Source organism: Drancourtella sp. An57, assembly GCF_002161525.1.
Taxonomy (GTDB): domain Bacteria; phylum Bacillota; class Clostridia; order Lachnospirales; family Lachnospiraceae; genus Sellimonas; species Sellimonas catena.
In genome coordinates this window covers 144,978-162,458 of the sequence record NZ_NFHY01000004.1, presented here as the reverse complement: position 1 = coordinate 162,458, position 17,481 = coordinate 144,978, and the positions used below count along the sequence as shown (strand labels likewise).

Below are 17,481 nucleotides of genomic sequence, written 5' to 3'. Positions count from 1 at the left end.
AGTCTAACTTCCCACTGGCACCCTTCCCCTTTCCTAAAACTTCCATTTAGCTTTTTCTTTCATCTTTTTCCTGCTCTACTTTTTTAACAAGTTCAGCGAAATTCTCAGGCTTTTTCACTTTGTGCATGCTAAACGGAATACTCTTTCCCACACTTCGTTTTGCCACATCAAGTATCAATTTCTCGGCATAACAGGTAATTTTCTCTCTCATTTTAGATTCCTCCTTCTTATTAATGTTATTCCCTCTGCCAATATTGCACCTATTCCAATTGCCCCCCAATACCAATTTATACTAAAAAGAAATAATAATAGAATGTTAATTAAAATCATGATCTTGCATTTAACTATATAATATTTTTTTTGATCTAATTGACCAAAATACTCGTCATATGGAGCAAAAACAAGGTATAAAGTATTAATAATCAAGAAAAGAAGTATCCGTATTTTCATATTATCTCCCATGATGTGAGGGGCCGATATAGACATCGCAATAGCAATTCCTGTTAAGATAAAACACCCTGTCCCAGTCTTTGCATGAATTCCTCCTACATATTTTCGGACAAACCCAAATACAAGCACTGCAAATAAAACTTCGTAGAACTTATCAATAGCTATTCTGATCAGCAAATAAACAAAAAATTTAATCGCAGAATCTAAAATCAATTCTATTCCATAACCTATAAGTTCTTTTTTTTCTTGGCTATATGCCTTATCATAATCCAAAACATTTATCAATTTATTAGATAATTTATTCTTTTTAATCATTCATTTTTCGCCCTTGCATTTTGTTTTCTGTTAATTTCAGATTATACAGATATATCCAACAAATTCAATATAGTCTGCATGAACGTCACGATTTCTTGCACAAACGTTAAAAAAAGATTTGTAAATCGATTGTTTCACAAGCAAATTTACAAATCTTTTTATAAGATTAGATAAATTCTATTTCCAGTTTTTGAATTACATTTCCATTTTCTATTTGAATTTCATGATACATATCAGAGTGCTTTCCTATGAGTTCCTGTGCCCAGTAAAGTCCGTTTCCATGATGTTCCCCTTTTGTCGAATAATGCTTCTCAAACATTTGTACCAGATCCGGCACTTTCAAACAGGTATTTTCAATCCTGAAAATCATTCTTCCTTCCGTATTCCGCACAGAAATCCAAAACTTTTTCGTTGTACATTCTTTTGCCGCTTCCATTGCGTTATCAAGAAAAATCCCTAAAATTTGTATCACGTCTTCTATCGAATGGTATTCTATATGAAGTTCTTTTGGAACATCAATAGAGATTTCGATCCCTTCTGCCATTGCAGCTACAACCTTTTCATAAAAGAACCCCTTCATTTCTATCGGATATATATGACGTAAGGCAGTCCATATTTGGGTTTTCTCTTCTTCTTTTACCAGGGGATTCTGAAATTTTTCTTTGAAAAAATCCTTTAATTCTTCCATACGATTTTCTTTTATATATCCTGACATTGTAAGTAAAAGGTTTTTGTAATTGTGGCGGAATCTTGACATGTCATCCAGCATATATTCCAGGCCCTTAATATAGCTTTCCATATCTTTTTGCTTCCGAGCCTTTTCTTTAAGTTTTTCTTCTTCCAGTATATTTTTTGCATTTTGGAGCATAAGTCCGCTGCTGATAAAAAGGCAGCAGGCATAAATAATACAATTTAACTTTAACGCAGCAGGATCATACCCGACACTTCGTCCCAACGTAATTGTTATCAGAAAAACAGCCAGAAACAAGAGACAGTTCCCTGCAAGTGCAATCCATACAGGGCTGTTTAATTCTGACAGTTTTACTAATGAAAGCTTTTTATACAAGATATATCTCAAGGCAGTGATCAATAGAGCGAACAAAACAATATAACTGATTGAGAATAACCACCAGTAATTCTCTGCAATAAAATCTGGCGTAACTTTGGCAGCTTTCGTAACGATTACCAGAAAGATATTATTACAAAATATTCCTATCATATAACCTACACATGCCAATGCCAGATTTGCTGCTTTGTTTTTTTGAACCATACAGATCAAAAAAAATAACAATAGCGTTATCATCAGAAAATTGGAATGAAAACTAAAATATTCCCCCAACATTCCTGCACCGGTCATATATACAGTTAAAACCAGATATTGCCATATTTTTAATGGTTGCATCAATAAGCCGCATGTTCCTAACAGAACACATACAGCGTTACAAAACCAATAAAAAAAGCTCATTCTACTCGCCTTCTTTCATTTTCCAATATACTTCCGTTACTTCTTTTATCTTGCGAAAGGAAATCTCATATTGTTTCCCATTTTTCATAGAAACCATTCTATTCTTTTTGTCCAATGTTTCCATTTGATGCACTGCTATAATACAACCTTTATTCACTGTAAGAAATTCTTCGCTAAGTTGAGCTTCCAATTCTTTCAGGGGCATACCGGAGATAATTACCCTGTCTTTAGCATAAACCATAATTTTTCGATGGGCAGTATCTGTTTCAATACAGACTATCTCGCTTTCGAGGACTCGATTATTTCCACTTCTATCCAGATAAATAATTTTCTGTTTCTGCTTGTTTTGTTTTTCCTGTATTACCTTGAATATTCTGTTCAAACGAAGCCATGTTTTTTCGCTTAATGCTGGCGATAGGTACTCTTCCGTGTCCTTTACGACATAATCAATGATATCCATCTCTTCTTCAAACACTCGATATGCTAAATCTGATCTGGATGTAAGAAAAACATAGAAAAAATTTTCATTGATACTTTTTAACCTGTTAACCAATTCAAATCCATCCATCTCATATCCATCCAACTGAATATCTACAAAAAATAACACTTTATCTTCTTTTTCTGTTTTCGAATCAGCAATGGTATCTTCAGGATTATTTCTAACAGAAACAATTTTTGCTTCTAGTTTTGTTTTATCTATATAATGTTCAAGAATCTTTTGAAATAAATGTAATTGTTCATCGTGATCATCACACAAATATATTGAGATCATAGTAAAGTCTCCTTCTCGTTCTTAGTATATCATATCTTATTCATGATTCACAATCATTCATTATATAGACTCAAGTGTAATGCTTTTAGACGACGGAATGTATTACGCAGAAAAGACTGCCGTCGGCAGTCTTTCCAATACAAAGTCCCTGTTTTTAATTATCTTTCAGCGGGTACACCCCACTTCTGTTCCATACAGCATTTTCTACATCAGCTGTTCCACTGTGCACCGCACTTTCATCCAGAATGATAAGAACATCGTATTCTTTTTTTATTTCATCCATATTACCCGCATCCAGCCGCTCTGTCACCTCCACATTCGGCGCGTTTAAAAAGTATCTGCTCACATAAAAAACTTCACCGTTTGAGACCTGACCTTCGCGGTCAGAAGCTGCAACAAGATATTTCCGTTGATCCTCTTCTTCCTGCCACCGGTCACCCGCCAGTGTTTCCATTCTGCCGGCCAGAGACTGAGAATAGTTACTCTGAATGTAGAGAAGGCCATTGATTTCTGAATACAGAAAATTGACTCCGATCATCATGGTCGCCAGCACCATGTACTGATATCTCAGCTTTGCCGCAGGAGAAGAAAACGCACGATAGGTTCCGTTGCCCTCGATCCGCACGGCAAAAGAATGTTCCATGTCAATGGTCGCCTGCATAAAAAGCAGACCCGCAGCCAGGACCATGATGCTGCACGCATACCGGTCAAATCCGGCCAGGCGAACCGCTTCTTCCTCCGGCATAGAAAAAAGGTAAAGTCCAAGAATCCCTATATGATAAACAATGGTCATAAGATCAACTACAATCAGTACTCTTCCAAGTTTCCATTGCTTTTTCAGAAAAATCCGGACGAACAGTACAGCCAGGACAGCGGCAATATTACATAGAAAAAATGCCAAAATAGCTCTGTTAGATATAGAAAACGCAGCTTTTACAAATTCCTCTGTAATCTGTCCGTACTGCTCTTTGGATACCGCTAAGCTTTCTTGTTTTCCAAAAGCCAGCTGGAATTTCTGTTCAATCCCGGAAAACCGACAGCGGACGTAGAGATTCCAGACCACATACGGGATCAGCGCTAAACAAACAGTCATGCATACGGTCACCGCTTTTATCCATGCTGCAATTCCCTTTTTCTTTCCAATGTTCCATATATAGTAGGCAAGAACAAATCCTGCAAACACAATTCCTGTATTTTTGACAATGCATGTAAAGCCAAGAATCAGAGCCGTGCACAACGACGTCTTCCAGAGAGAATCCAGGCTTTGATACACAAAAGCAATCGCTGCCATTGCAAGAAGCGGCAGCAGGAAATCAACAAGGAGGTTGTTGATGCGTATGGTAAGATTCAGATAAGACAAAAGAGAGCATCCCATACCAAGAAAGGAATACAAAAGAAATCGTTGCTTCTCTTTTATAATACCAAACACCGCCAGAAAACAGGAAAACAGAATACTGTTCTGCGCAAGCAGCATCACACCCTGCGCATTTCCAAGGAATTTGCAGACGTAGTAGATAAACACCGCACATCCCGGCGGATAATTTTTAAACGTAACAAGTTGGTTCCTTGCATCTGGCAGTTGATCCGTAATCAGCATGGATTTTACGATCATTGCCCAGTGGGAGAAATTGTCATAATGTTCAAACCGGAATCCCAAAGTCAACACTGTAAATATCAGGATACCGCTGCCAAAGCAGACAGAAAATAAGGTTGGAGCAGGAAATGATACGTTCTTTTCTGCCACATTTTTTATAAAAAAACCAAATCCCAAAAGTCCTGCACCAACCACAAGCCAGGACGATGGATTCAGCATGCCAGTCAAAGCGCCTGCATACAAAAACAGGCTGATTCCTACTGATGTCATTACAGGAACAAACAGAACAGGAACCTTGCCTTTCTTGTAAACAATAAACAGCCAGCCCCACATGGATGCCAGGAACATCACCCCTTTGATCATCTCCATTTTATTGATTCCCCTTTCTTGCCGAACGGATACGCATGCGAATATTTCTGCAGACATCATCGTACACGGTCATCCACGGATCCATCTCTTTCGGGAGGGAATGCTCTCTGTCATGAATGATCTGCATCCAGTTTTGGAACGATGTTTCCTCTTTTGGAGTCACTGTTGCCGCATAATAAAACGCTTCTGGCGTCTGTTTTACATACACGAATTCCGCCTTCAGATCTGCATGATAATCATTGCCCTGAACAACAATCAGAAATTCCTCTCCTTTTTCCATCGGAATGTATTTGTCCAGCAGGAAGGCAATTCCATTTTCTGAGACATCAAAGGTTTCTCCTTCCTGCCAATTCCCGTGAACACAGATTTTTACGTTCTCTTTTGCCATGATTCTTTCAAATTTGCGTTTGGAATCTCTGCCAAGCATAAAAAATACCGCATAGGTCAGTGCGATCAGATTGTATAAAAGCCAAAATAAGATGACACTGCTGAACAACAGCGCCATTCCGTATTTTCCCTTCACGTAGCGGATGATCGCTGCGATGCTCAATACGATCAACGCTCCATGTGGAAGGATATACCAGAAAGAGGTAGTTTTGTTACTTGCCTTTTTCTTCTCTGTTACCTTAAATGTCTTCTGCTGAATTCCAATAGACTCCAAAAGCACCGGAAATATAAGATAAGGTGCAAGAATCGTGTCTATGATCTGACTCCACCGCATGTTTCTGATGTTGGTACTCAGATAGCGCATGGACATGCTGGAGCATAAATGAGACGGAAGCCAGAAAATCATCAGTTCCCAGAAGCCGCATCTCGCCAACTGGAAATCAAATAATGCAAACAGGATCGGAGCCAAAATAAAGATCATTCTGTTAAAGAATGACCACCAGTAAAAATACGCATTGAGATAGGAAAGATTTCCGGCAAGGGATAATTTCCTTGTAAACACAGCATTGGTATTTCGTATACTCTGGATGACGCCCCTGGCCCAGCGGATTCTCTGCCGGATCATACTTTTTACCGTTGTGGTAGAAAGTCCGGATGCCAGTACTTTTGACGTCGCATATGTAATGTATCCCGCCTTTTGCAGTCGTATGCTTGTCTCAAAATCTTCTGTAATTGTTCCATATGGAAATCCACCGATTTCTTCCAGCGCTTTTCTTGAGATTACCGTATTGCTGCCGGTATAAGCAGCGGAATTGGAAGAGTTTCTTAAAATATTGATCTCCCTCGAGAAAAAATCCTGCTCGTTTGGAATGTCTCTTTCCGAATACAGGTTAAACTGAAATAAATCCTGATTATAAAAGCTCTGCGGTGTCTGAATCAGCCCAACTTTTTCTTTGTTCTGCAGAAAATAAGGAACCGTCTCCATAAGAAATTCTTTTCTAGGGATCATGCCCGCATCAAAAGTAGCAATCAGAGGCGAACTTGTCTTTGAAAGTGCGTGATTGTAATTCCCTGCTTTTGCATGCACATTGTCGGCAAGCCCGAGGTATCCCACTCCCTGTTTTTCTGCAAGATCAGCGATCTCCTGTCTGTTTCCGTCATCGCATACGTAAATATGTACTTTGCTTTTGTCCGGATAGGTAAGATAGGTACAGGCATTGATCGTGGTGTACAGCAGTTTCTCAGACTCATTATGCGTGGCAATAAAAATATCTACATCCGGAAACTGTTCCCTCGGTACATCCGGAAATTCCAGTTGTCTTCCTTTAAAGCGCATCTTGCTCGCCATCAGCTCAAATACTCCAAGCGTTGTCACAGCCTCTGCTATAACCAGAAGAATTCCAAAAAAGAGCTGTAAGGGTGTCGTCTTCCACGGCAGTGTAAAGAAAATTCTCCATATCAGATAAATACTGGAAAAACAAAAGGTGAGCGCAAAACATAAAATTCTCTTTTTTTCTAAACTCATTCTCTTACACGCTCCGTTCTCAAAAACACCCAGCTTTTCTGTATTCTGTAAGACACAAAAAATAAAATAGAATCACAGACTATTTTACTGGTTGCAGGGTTGATATGTAAAATCCGGTTCATTCCGAATACACTGACAGCGGATGCTGCTGTAAGAGCATAGCACAAAAGCGCATAGCGCATCAGCGACTGCGATCGGGTTTTGCTTTCAAATACGAGATGCCGATTCATCTTATAATTTGCTCCGGCAGACGCAATTCTTGCCACCACGGTTGCGGCAAAAACCGTGTGTAAACCAAACATCCCTTTTCCGTTCCCTGTCATGTTCAACATAAGCCAGAACAAACATACATCCAGCAGGGCACATAAAAAGGACGACAGACCAAACTTGACAATATTGGAAAAAAGCGCTCCAAGCACTCCGAAGCTGTCACGTACAGGGTGAAAATGAGAGCCGGGATTTCCGTCCTGATAAATCGTCCGGATCGATTCTGTCCGGATAGGAATCTTATTTTGAATACATGTCAGCAGCACCTGCATCTCATATTCAAACCGGGTGCCGGAAACTTCCAGCATCAGCTCTAAAAGACTTGTATCAAATGCGCGGAAACCTGTCTGCGTGTCTGAGAGCCATCTGCCGCTCATTATCCACAGGAAAAAGGAAGTTGTCCGGTTTCCGATCAAAGAGCGAAAAGGAATATTCCCGCCGCTAAACGCTCTGCTTCCCAGTAGCAAAGTCCCCGGATATCGTTTCATTTTTTCACAGATTGCAACAACATCTTCCACAGCGTGCTGTCCGTCACAGTCCACACATACAATGTGATCGCCCTCTTCCGCCTGCTCTTTTACGTACTGAAACCCTGTTTTTAGCGCTGCTCCTTTTCCTTCGTTTTTGTGATGCGTCAACACCACACAATTTTCCATGTGTTTCAGCGTTTGAAACACTGTCTGATAGTTCTCTCCGGAACCATCATCTATCACCACAATATATGGATTTTGCATTTTTTGAAGTTTTCTAACATAATCACAAAATTCTAATTCCGGCTCCAAAGCCGGTATAATGATATAGGTTTTTTTCATCCCGTTCTCCTTTGTGCCAGGAAAAATCTCCCCGGAGCTTTTTTATCGGCCAAATCATTTCTGCATTTATCAGCTCTTCCAATATATCAAGTCCTGCCCATGAAATCATCTGGAAATTAATGGAAATTAGATATTTAATCACTCTGCGATTTTTTATATAAATTTGAAATATCAAAAAAATTTCACTTCTCTTATTATTTATGCTATGATAACGAATAAGACTATAAATCAAAAAATCCGGGAGGGAAAAATAAAAGTTGGAATTCTATGTGCGGGCGATGAAGAAGTTGCTCCTTTTTTACCTTTACTAAACAATTGTAAACTAACAGAGAAAGCGATGCTGAAATTTTATGAAGGACAAATTGACGGGTTGGAAGTGGTCACTTTGTTTTCCGGAGTATGCAAGGTCAATGTTGCCATAGCTTCACAGCTTTTGATCGATGTGTTTGGAGTAGATCTGATCATTAATTCCGGAACGGCAGGCGGAATGAATCCCGATCTCCAGATATTCGACACCGTGATCTCCACGGAAGTTTGCTACCACGATGTTGCCAAGGATATTTTAACGGACTTTCATCCGTGGATGAAATCGGTATTTTTTAAAGCAGATAGGGAACTGATTGAATTATCAAAACTTGCTGTTAGAAAACAGACTGCCTGAAGAATCTGACCGGGAGGTTTCTAATCTGCTTGAAATCAAAGACCATTATCCTAAATATGTGGTAACACTGGACGAACTTGCCACTGGAAATATTAACGGGGTAAGAATTGTTCATTTGGCAGATTTTCTGTTGAGCAGAGAATACTAAAGGGTATGACATTGCATCATACTGAAAAGTGAACATCCGGAGATCATCTGCAAAAGAGATTTCCGGATGTTCACTCTTTTTTATTTATTATGCAAGGCTATCGTATTAAGGCATGTTCTTCGCTGTTTCCTCCCGTCATATAATAAATATCGTGTAGCATGCCGCAGGTGGCGGCAAGTTCGGGATTTAACTTTCTTTTTAGTGCAAGTAATGTACAGAACTTAGAGACACCGTACATATGGGCAGTAAAATTGCAGATCAGCTGTGGATCATTATTTAGAATCAGTGCATTCATACGAATACGAAGTTCTTCCAATCGATTTCTCTTCACTCTTTTCCCTCTCCCTGTCCTTTTGAATGTCATATGACTTTTGCATTAAAAATGAACCGGAAAGAAATTTTACGCCGGAACAATCTCGATCCAGTATCCATCCGGATCTCCGATAAAATAGATGCCCATCTCCGGATTTTCAAACAGGATCACTCCCATTTCTTTGTGTTTCCGGTATGCTTCTTCGTAATGATCTGTTGTGAAGGCAAGATGGAATTCTTCCTCTCCCAGATCATATTTTTCTGTTCTGTCTTTCAGCCAGGTCAACTCAAGCGTAAAGGAACTCTTGCCGTCTCCGAGGTAAACAAGGATAAAACTTCCGTCTTCTGCTTCTTTTCTCCTTACTTCTTTCAAACCCAGAGCCTCTTCATAGAATTTCAGGCTCTTTTCCAGATCGAGAACGTTAAAATTAAAATGATTAAATGCGAACATGGTATTTCTCCTTTCTGAATCTACCATACCTGTTTTTTAGAAAAATGTCAATGCATAGAAACCTGCGGCAGCGTTTCTATTCTCGTACAGACTTTTTGAAGCAGGGCATCATCGTGACTTATGATCAGCATTCCCAGATCTCTTCGTTTCCCCTCTTCCAGCAGGAAATTCCAGATCTGAGCCTGGGTGACAAGATCCAGCATGGCCGTAATCTCATCGCAGAGGAGAAAGCGGGTGTCCGGATGCAGAGCCCGGGCAAGGCAGAACCGCTGCAGTTCCCCGCCGGATAATTCCGACGGATACCGTTTCAGCCACCCTTCTTCAATATGAAGTTCCTTCAAAAGCCGTTCCTCCGGCTTCCCTGCTTCGTTCAAGGTGACACCAAGCTGTAACAATGGATCCACTACCGTTTCCGGATGCTGCCATACCATCTGAACCGGACAGACGCCGCGAAAAGAGGAAAGTGCCTTTCCATTCAGAAGGACCTTCCCCTGCTGCGGCTTTTCATATCCTGCCAGAAGCCTGCACAATGTCGTCTTTCCACGGCCGCTTGGTGCTCTCAGGCCTACGCGCTCTCCGGAAGTAATTGACAGGCTGTAATCCTGCAAAATGCACTCCTGTTTTCTTCTTCGATAGGAAAATGTAAGGTGTTCTGCCTGCAGTATCATTTTGCCTCCTCCTTCCCCGGATACAGACATCGTACCAGTCCGCCCCGGTATGGTTTCAGTGAAATCTGATCTGCCTCCCGGCAAAGTATTGTGCACTTTCTGCACTGCCGCGCAAACGGGCATCCTTTCGCCACTGTTCCCGGATAAGGCTGCGATCCTGGAATCGGATGAAATCCATGTTCCGGCATGGCATGCCATAAGGATTTTGTAAACGGATGCCGGAGTTTTTCTACATCCTTAAAATCTGAAGCATCCGCTTCTTCTATAGTCTCCCCGGCATAAAATACTGCAACCCTGTCCGCAACAGTCAGGGCAAGTTCCAGATCATGTGTGATAAAGAGGATACCGGCTCCTTCCTCAGCCAGCTCCCGAAAATGCCCGAGAATTCTTCCAGCCGCCTTTTTATCCAGTCCCGGTGTGGGCTCGTCGGCAATGATCAGTCTGGGAGATTCGGTTACTGCCGAGGCAATCAGTACCCTGCGTGCCATACCGCCGGAAATTTCAAACGGATACTGCTCCTCGATCTCTTCCTTCAGCCCATACCGTTTCAGCGCAGCCCGGCACCGTTCCCGGATTCCCGCATCTCGTTTTCCTTTTCTGATCTGCGGCCCGATCTTCATCAGTGGATCCAGATACGTGACGCCCTGCGGGATCAGCATAATCTCCCGCCCCCTGAGGGCTTCTGCCCGTTCTTGTGTCAGGGGACGGCCGTCATATTTCAGTGTTCCGCTCATCCGGCTGTTATAAGGCAGGATGCCCAGAATACTGTGAGCCAGCAGACTTTTCCCGGATCCGCTTGCTCCCACTGCGGCGACAATCTGCCCCGGCTCGATCTGCAGTGACAGATCTTTAATTACAGGGAGCTCGCGCTTATGAATGCCGCGTTCGTATTGTGTAAACGTAATAGACAGATGGGAAATTTCTAAAATCGGTTCCAAAATATTCCTCCTTACTCATGTGCACTGGCCGGGTTCAGCAGCTTCTCCACCCGTTCTCCAAGCAGGGCAAACAGCATCACGACACAAACCAGCGACAGCCCCGGGAACAGTGCAAGCCACCATCTTCCGGTTGTCAGGTAACGCATGCTTTCTGAAAGGATTACTCCGATGGCAGGCTGCTCCGAAGAGAGACCGAATCCCAGAAAGGTAATACTGGATTCATGCAGAATCGCATGCGGGAACAACAGAATCAGCCCGGTTACAAACTGCGGAAGAAGGTGGGGAATCATATGGTTTTTTACGATCTGCATCTTTGATACGCCCAATTTTGAGGCCGTCAGAATATATGGCGCTTCCCGAAGCTGCAGCACTTCCCCGCGGATAACCCGCGCAAGAGAAGTCCAGTGGCTCAGGGCGACACCGGCAACCACTCCGGTAAATCCCCGCCCGCAGGCGATGGAAATAAGCATCACCAGAAGGATATGCGGGATACCCATCATCAGATCAATCCACCAGGAAATCACTGCATCTGCTGCTCTTCCCAGAACTGCGCAGGCCGTTCCAAGAATCAGGGCAATCAGGGCGCTTACCGCGGCTGTGAGCAGTCCAATCCGGATACTAAGTGACAGCCCCGCCAATGTCCGGGCAAACATATCTCTCCCCATCCAGTCGGTGCCAAATAAGAATTCTCTGGAAGGCGCCAGATTCTTTCTTGCAAAATTTGTCTGGACAGCCTGATCCTTCAGAAGCATTCCCGCTGCGGTGATCAGAATGAGCACTCCGGCCGTCACAATCAGAAACAGGATCGTATTTCTTCTTTGATTCTGTGGTTTCATAACTTTGCGGCCCTCCTTCGGATTTTTGGATCGATGACACCGTAGAGAAGATCCGCTGCCAGATTTCCGGCAAAGACAATCGCCGCCGTAATAACGGTAATGCCAAGAAGCAGCGGAAGGTCACTTCCCAGACCTGCGGTAACCGCCGCCTGTCCAAGCCCCGGATAGGAAAAGACCTGTTCCACCAGAACCGACCCTCCGATGATTTCACTGATGGATACAAACTGCAAAGTCATGGCAGGAAGCGATACATTACGCAGTCCGTGCCGCAAAAGGATGGATGTCTGCGATTCCCCTCTTGCTTTTGCGAAAAGTATATAGTCCGATGACAGGACTTCGATCAGTTTTTCTCTCGTGTGCAGGGCAATGTTTGCTACTCCGGTCATGCTTAGCGTAAGAACCGGGAGAATCCCGTGACGAAGCCGGTCAATGAACGTGACCGAATCCGCCTGAAGTCCCATCGGAACGGCGAGACCTACGGGCAGCCATCCCAGTTCCACCGCAAAGATCATCAGAAGTAAAATGGCAAGCCAGAAAGCCGGCGTACTGGAAATCAAAAGGCAGTATCCCCGGATCGCCCGGTCCGGCCATCGATTCCGGTAAGCCCCTGCAAGCATGCCAAGAACCAGTCCAAGGACCCCCGAAAAGATCCAGGCGGCCGCCATCAGCCCCACTGAATTGGCAAGACGCTCTCCTATCACCGTCAGAACCGGCTGACGGTAAAGAAGTGAGGTGCCGAAATCTCCGTGAAGTACGCCGCTCAGCCATCCGAGATACCGCTGTGCCGGAGGCATATCCACGCCCCAGTACGCTTCCAGTTCTGCGATCTGTTCCTGTGTCATGGATCCAAGCGCGGTCTGACCGACATTGGTCTGCAGCGGATCCAGCGGCGAAGACCACATCAGGAGAAAGGTCAGAAGGCTCACTCCCAGAAGGAGAAGCAGCATCCGGATCAGTTTTTTTCCGGCAAATTTCAGTCGATGTTTCAATGCTATCCGTCCTTTCCTTTCGATCTCGTTTTGATCATCTAACTCCAGCTCCACTGATCGACATTATTCACAATGGACCAACCATGTCCATGAGGGTGGATTTTCTGTTCTGCGACCTGAAGTCCGTCCGCTACCCAGTAGAGATGATCAATATTGACCAGCCATACCCACGGAATATCTCCATCCTGTGTTACTCCGGTAGTGCCGTCCCACTGGGCTTTCTGCCAGAGATCATAAGATACTTCCAGATCACTGGAGGCAAGTGCCTGATCCATATAGGCATCCACAGTGGAGTTGGAATACGGGGAATACTGCGCCAGTCCGGTGTCTCCAATTGTATGGTAAATATTATAAAGCTCCATCGGCGTATGCGCGCCCCATCCCCAGATCAACGGATCGGACTGTGCCCGGTCATAAGCTGTATCCCAGCCGACACCTTCCAGCGTACAGGAAATTCCAAGTTCCTTCAGCTGTTCGGAAAAATCAGCCGCCAGCGCCTGGCGCACTGAATCTCCGGTTGCATAGAGCAGATTTAATTCTGCCTTGACACCGTCTTTTTCCCGGATTCCGTCTTCTCCTGTCTTCCATCCTGCTTCGTCCAGAAGTGATTTGGCTTTCTCCGGATCATAAGTGACTTCCGATGCGGAATTATACCACGGCATTTGGTCACAGACACTATAAGCCGGGGATCCATAACCGTTCAGGACATGATCGATCATTTCCTCGCGGTCCACACCAATATTGATAGCACGGCGTACCTGCACATCTGCAGTAAAATCATTTCCGATCGTCTCTCCGGATTCTGTCGTCTGCTCCGGGACGGCCGGAAGATTGAATCCTCTGTTATCCACGCTTTCATATGCGGCAAGGGAATAGCCTTCCACAGTCTGATCGGAGTAAGTCGCAGAAGTATAGGCAAGGTCTACTTCTCCGGCCTGAGCAGCCAGAAATGCCGCGTCTTCTTCCATAAATACAATCGTTACCCTCTGCATATTTGGCTGTTCGCCATAATAGTCCGGATTAGCATCCAGAATGACCTGCTGTCCCTTATCCCACTGTTTCAAGATATATCTGCCGGAACCGATCGGATTAGAACCATAGGAAGCGCTGTCATATGCATGTTCCGGAACGATTCCCACAACAGCCATAGTGTAAGGCCAGATGGAAAACGGCCGTGTCATATGGAAAACAACTGTTGTATCATCCAGAGCCTCTGCATGATCCAGCATGGTAAAATCATTGACGGAACTGGCTTCCTTCACTGTATTATAAGTAAATGCCACATCTCTGGCTGTCAGCGGTTCTCCATCGGTAAACTTTACATCATCCCGGATATGAACAGTCCAGAGCAGTCCGTCCTCACTGACAGAATAATCTGTAGCCAGATCATAATCGATGGTCAGATTCGTATTTGTGACCGTCAGCGTGCTCTGGATCAACGGTTCATGCACATGCTCTCCCGCTCCCCAGCCAAAAGCAGGATCAAATCCGGCTTCCGGCTCCGAGTTGGGATCCATGGCAATCACAACGGAAGAACGATTCTCTGAGGTATTCGACCGGGATTCAGAGGAGGACCCACCGCATCCTGCCATCAGGGAAAGCACTAGCAAACAGGCAAGGAGGGCCGCCGGTTTTCGTTTTACATTGCTTCTCATTATTCTGCATCCTTTCCATGTTCATTTTGCATAGAAGCAAACACTTCCTCCCGTACCTGTTCGCAGGAAATCTGGTGTACTCTTGCAAGCCTGGATACATCGTCAAATTCCGGTTTCATATGAGTCACTCCATATCCACTGGCTTTCTTGACTCTCACCGTCCCCCATTTGGTCTCCACTTCGCTGATTTCCGGCTTCAGAAAGCACTTCCGGCATCTGCGGATCCGAAGCCCGTTTGTAGTTGTCTGCGCCAGGATATGCCGTGCCATCTCTTCTTCCTTTTCCGGATCACAGAGAACTGTCAGAACATGTCCTGATCTTCCTTTTTTCATGGTTCCCGCAACCGTATAGACATCCAGTGCGCCAAGCTCCAGAAGTCCTGTGCAGGCAAAGGCAAGGGTTTCCGGTGTCATGTCGTCAATATTGCATACCAGTTCCGTAATCATGGAGCCGCCCTCTTCCTCTGTTTCTCCCAGAAAGGCACGGACGCAGTTTGCCTGTTCAAAATGTTTGGTGCCGATTCCGATTCCCGTTTTCGCGATTTTCATCATCGGCATTTCCGCAAATTGATCCGCAAAATGTGTCAGAAGCGCTGCTCCGGTCGGGGTGCAAAGCTCACCCTGAACCGTTCCGGCATAGACCGGAACACCTACAAGCAGATTCGCCGTAGCAGGAGCCGGAACCGGCATAATGCCGTGGGCACAACGCACCGTTCCCTTTCCTACATGTACAGGCGATACAATCACCTTGTCCAAATGAAGCAGGAACATGGCGTAACAGACACCTGTCACATCCGCCACTGCATCCAGAGCACCCACTTCATGAAAATGGATTTCCTCCACCGGACAGCCATGTGCTTTGGATTCCGCGTCCGCAATAGCAGAATAAACGGATTTTGCGTGATTCTTAACCTCTGCCGGAAGTTCCAGATGTTCAATCAGGTCCGCAATATATCCCGGAGCTGCGTGGTGATGAGAATGTCCATGATGATGGTCGTGACCATGATGATCATGACCGCCGACAGCTTCTTCTTCTCCGTGCACTATTACTTTCATGTGAGTTCCGCTGATACCGCAGGTGGATCCATTTTCAGCTTCCACCCGGACATCCGACAGCCCCAGATGATTCATTGTGTGCAGAAATGTTTCTTTCTCTTTATCCTCCAGAAGTTCGTATAATGCAGCCATCAGCATATCTCCGGCTGCTCCCATATTACATTCGATATAAAGTGTTCTCATTACTCTTCCTCCAATCCTTCCATCTGATTGATTCTGCTGGCAAGATATCCTGCTCCGAATCCATTATCAATGTTGACGACACTGCACCCGGAGGCGCAGGAATTCAGCATGGACAGCAGCGCAGACAATCCCCCAAAGCTGGCGCCGTATCCGACGCTGGTCGGCACCGCAATCACCGGACAGTCCACCAATCCACCGATGACAGACGCCAGAGCACCTTCCATTCCCGCCACGGCAACAATGCATCTGGCGCTCATCAGGTCGTCCAGATGGGATAACAGCCTGTGAAGGCCTGCCACCCCAACGTCATACAGGCGGACAACATGATTTCCCAGGACTTCCGCGGTCAGAGCCGCTTCTTCTGCCACCGGGATATCGCTGGTTCCTCCGGTTGCGACAACGATACGCCCCCTCTTTTTATGTTCCGCCGGATAGGCAATGGCAAGCCTTGCATCCGCATGGTAATCAAGGGGAATCGGATCCGGAAGCTGATTTACGGTTTCCTGGCTGACTCGGGTAATCAGGATGTTCCGGCATCCCCGGTTTCCCATAGCCTGAACGATCCCTGCGATCTGCTCCGGTGTTTTGCCTGCCCCGTAAATGACTTCTGCCGCGCCCTGCCGGACACTGCGATGCAGATCAATTTTGGCATAGTCCAGATCTTCAAATGGTGCTTCTTTTAACTGTAATAATGCCTGCTCCGGTTCAGTTGTGCCGTCTGCCACACTCCGAAGCAACTGTAAAATATCATATTTATTATCCATAATGCTCTCCTTCCCGATGAGGTTATACTGATTTGGCCCGCGCTTCCAGATCCAGCAGGATGGATGAAAAGAGCGGCCGAAGTATTGTCAGGATTTCTTCCCTTTTGGAAAACAGCAGGGGCATCTGTTCTTCTGTAATCTGAAGCCGGGCGCCGCCATCCTCCATCAGTCGGACACGGAAATCATGAAATCCAAGGTTTGCCAACGCCGTCTCCGCTGTCTCTGCTTTCTTCAGAAGTTCCGGTGTAATGGCTGTTCCTGTCGGAATCCTTGTTGCCAGACAGGCGTAAGCCGGTTTTCGGCTTGTAAAGAGCCCTGCTTCTTCGGACAGACGCCGGACTTCGCTTTTGGAAATTCCACATTCCCGAAGGGGCGAACGTACCTCAAGTTCCCGAATCGCCTGCATACCCGGACGGTCATCTGCATCGTCTGACGCATTGGTGCCATCCAGAAGGCAGAAGTATCCGTCTTTTCGCGCTGCCGCCCATAACTGTGTAAACAGCGCTCTTTTGCAGTAGTAGCACCGCTTTGGTCCGTTTGCGGCTGCTTCCGGAACGGCAAGTATGTCCTTTTCCAGCACGGTCATTGGAATGTTCAGCGCTTCTACAACTCTGCGTGCGTCTTCCATTTCAAACTCCGGCTGAAAAGCCGTTTTCATATAATAAGCATGTACGTCGCAGCCATACTGCTTTGCCGCCCATAAAAGAAATGCCGAGTCTGTGCCGCCGGAAAATGCCACGGCCGCTTTTGGCACTTCACAGAAAAACTCTTCCAAAGTCATCTATTATTTCCTCCTTTTCGACAAAAAAGAAGGTATCCGCCTTCTTCTGAAAGCAGATACCTTCCTGGTATCAAAATTTCTATT

Annotated in this window: 18 protein-coding genes and 1 pseudogene; 2 read left to right on the top strand and 17 right to left on the bottom strand. The window is 44.9% G+C overall.

Translation table 11 applies throughout. The annotated features are described in order from the left end of the window. Nucleotides 1-46 precede the first annotated feature (46 nt). From B5G11_RS16295 to B5G11_RS04780, 7 genes are all read right to left on the bottom strand, one after another. On the bottom strand, nucleotides 47-211 hold the full coding sequence (locus tag B5G11_RS16295) for a hypothetical protein (RefSeq protein ID WP_158099213.1): 165 nt from the start codon (nucleotides 209-211) through the stop codon (nucleotides 47-49). Then, on the bottom strand, nucleotides 208-765 hold the full coding sequence (locus tag B5G11_RS04805) for an accessory gene regulator B family protein (RefSeq protein WP_087252366.1): 558 nt from the start codon (nucleotides 763-765) through the stop codon (nucleotides 208-210). Before B5G11_RS04805 ends, B5G11_RS16295 begins: the two co-directional genes overlap by 4 nt. 166 nt (nucleotides 766-931) lie before the next feature. Next, on the bottom strand, nucleotides 932-2,167 hold the full coding sequence (locus B5G11_RS04800) for a GHKL domain-containing protein (protein WP_158099212.1): 1,236 nt from the start codon (nucleotides 2,165-2,167) through the stop codon (nucleotides 932-934). A gap of 64 nt (nucleotides 2,168-2,231) precedes the next feature. After that, nucleotides 2,232-3,002, bottom strand: coding sequence for a LytTR family transcriptional regulator DNA-binding domain-containing protein (locus tag B5G11_RS04795; protein ID WP_087252364.1), 771 nt, complete (start codon nucleotides 3,000-3,002; stop codon nucleotides 2,232-2,234). A gap of 154 nt (nucleotides 3,003-3,156) precedes the next feature. Beyond that, nucleotides 3,157-4,965 (bottom strand): hypothetical protein, encoded by a 1,809-nt coding sequence (locus B5G11_RS04790; protein WP_087252363.1) that lies wholly within the window; start codon nucleotides 4,963-4,965, stop codon nucleotides 3,157-3,159. A gap of 1 nt (nucleotide 4,966) precedes the next feature. Next, a complete protein-coding gene (locus B5G11_RS04785) occupies nucleotides 4,967-6,877 on the bottom strand; it encodes a glycosyltransferase (protein WP_087252362.1) in 1,911 nt (636 codons plus the stop codon). Then, nucleotides 6,874-7,956 (bottom strand): bifunctional glycosyltransferase family 2/GtrA family protein, encoded by a 1,083-nt coding sequence (locus B5G11_RS04780; RefSeq protein WP_087252361.1) that lies wholly within the window; start codon nucleotides 7,954-7,956, stop codon nucleotides 6,874-6,876. The genes B5G11_RS04785 and B5G11_RS04780 overlap by 4 nt, the downstream gene beginning before the upstream one ends. A 205-nt stretch (nucleotides 7,957-8,161) precedes the next feature. Between B5G11_RS04780 and mtnN the strand changes: the two genes are divergently transcribed. Together mtnN and B5G11_RS16655 are read left to right on the top strand one after the other, a co-directional pair. Then, nucleotides 8,162-8,617: a 5'-methylthioadenosine/S-adenosylhomocysteine nucleosidase gene (gene mtnN / locus B5G11_RS04775; RefSeq protein WP_242958936.1), complete on the top strand. Its 456-nt coding sequence runs from the start codon at nucleotides 8,162-8,164 to the stop codon at nucleotides 8,615-8,617. Next, nucleotides 8,607-8,765: pseudogene (locus B5G11_RS16655) on the top strand (ATPase); the annotation flags it as partial. The gene mtnN and the pseudogene B5G11_RS16655, both read left to right, overlap by 11 nt. Before the next feature lie 97 nt (nucleotides 8,766-8,862). On the opposite strand, the gene B5G11_RS04770 reads toward B5G11_RS16655, so the two are convergent. The 10 genes from B5G11_RS04770 to larE form a co-directional block, all read right to left on the bottom strand. After that, a complete protein-coding gene (locus B5G11_RS04770) occupies nucleotides 8,863-9,081 on the bottom strand; it encodes an HD domain-containing protein (protein WP_204229567.1) in 219 nt (72 codons plus the stop codon). 84 nt (nucleotides 9,082-9,165) lie between these two features. Further along, entirely contained in the window at nucleotides 9,166-9,528 is a 363-nt protein-coding gene (locus B5G11_RS04765; RefSeq protein WP_087252359.1) for a VOC family protein, read from the bottom strand. A gap of 47 nt (nucleotides 9,529-9,575) precedes the next feature. Beyond that, nucleotides 9,576-10,196, bottom strand: coding sequence for an ATP-binding cassette domain-containing protein (locus B5G11_RS04760; RefSeq protein ID WP_087252358.1), 621 nt, complete (start codon nucleotides 10,194-10,196; stop codon nucleotides 9,576-9,578). Continuing rightward, complete coding sequence (locus B5G11_RS04755) at nucleotides 10,193-11,134, bottom strand: ABC transporter ATP-binding protein (protein WP_087252357.1); 942 nt, start codon at nucleotides 11,132-11,134, stop codon at nucleotides 10,193-10,195. The genes B5G11_RS04760 and B5G11_RS04755 overlap by 4 nt, the downstream gene beginning before the upstream one ends. A gap of 11 nt (nucleotides 11,135-11,145) precedes the next feature. Continuing rightward, nucleotides 11,146-11,970 carry an ABC transporter permease gene (locus B5G11_RS04750; RefSeq protein WP_242958935.1) on the bottom strand — a complete coding sequence of 275 codons (825 nt, stop codon included), beginning with the start codon at nucleotides 11,968-11,970 and terminating at the stop codon, nucleotides 11,146-11,148. Next, nucleotides 11,967-12,959: an ABC transporter permease gene (locus B5G11_RS04745; protein ID WP_330616901.1), complete on the bottom strand. Its 993-nt coding sequence runs from the start codon at nucleotides 12,957-12,959 to the stop codon at nucleotides 11,967-11,969. Before B5G11_RS04745 ends, B5G11_RS04750 begins: the two co-directional genes overlap by 4 nt. A gap of 38 nt (nucleotides 12,960-12,997) precedes the next feature. Next, on the bottom strand, nucleotides 12,998-14,614 hold the full coding sequence (locus B5G11_RS04740) for an ABC transporter substrate-binding protein (RefSeq protein WP_087252356.1): 1,617 nt from the start codon (nucleotides 14,612-14,614) through the stop codon (nucleotides 12,998-13,000). Further along, nucleotides 14,614-15,852, bottom strand: a complete 1,239-nt coding sequence (gene larC / locus B5G11_RS04735; RefSeq protein WP_087252355.1) for a nickel pincer cofactor biosynthesis protein LarC — start codon at nucleotides 15,850-15,852, stop codon at nucleotides 14,614-14,616. The genes B5G11_RS04740 and larC overlap by 1 nt, the downstream gene beginning before the upstream one ends. Then, entirely contained in the window at nucleotides 15,852-16,616 is a 765-nt protein-coding gene (gene larB / locus B5G11_RS04730) for a nickel pincer cofactor biosynthesis protein LarB (protein WP_087252354.1), read from the bottom strand. Before larB ends, larC begins: the two co-directional genes overlap by 1 nt. A 22-nt stretch (nucleotides 16,617-16,638) precedes the next feature. Continuing rightward, nucleotides 16,639-17,397, bottom strand: coding sequence for an ATP-dependent sacrificial sulfur transferase LarE (larE, locus tag B5G11_RS04725; RefSeq protein WP_087252353.1), 759 nt, complete (start codon nucleotides 17,395-17,397; stop codon nucleotides 16,639-16,641). Nucleotides 17,398-17,481: the final 84 nt, after the last annotated feature.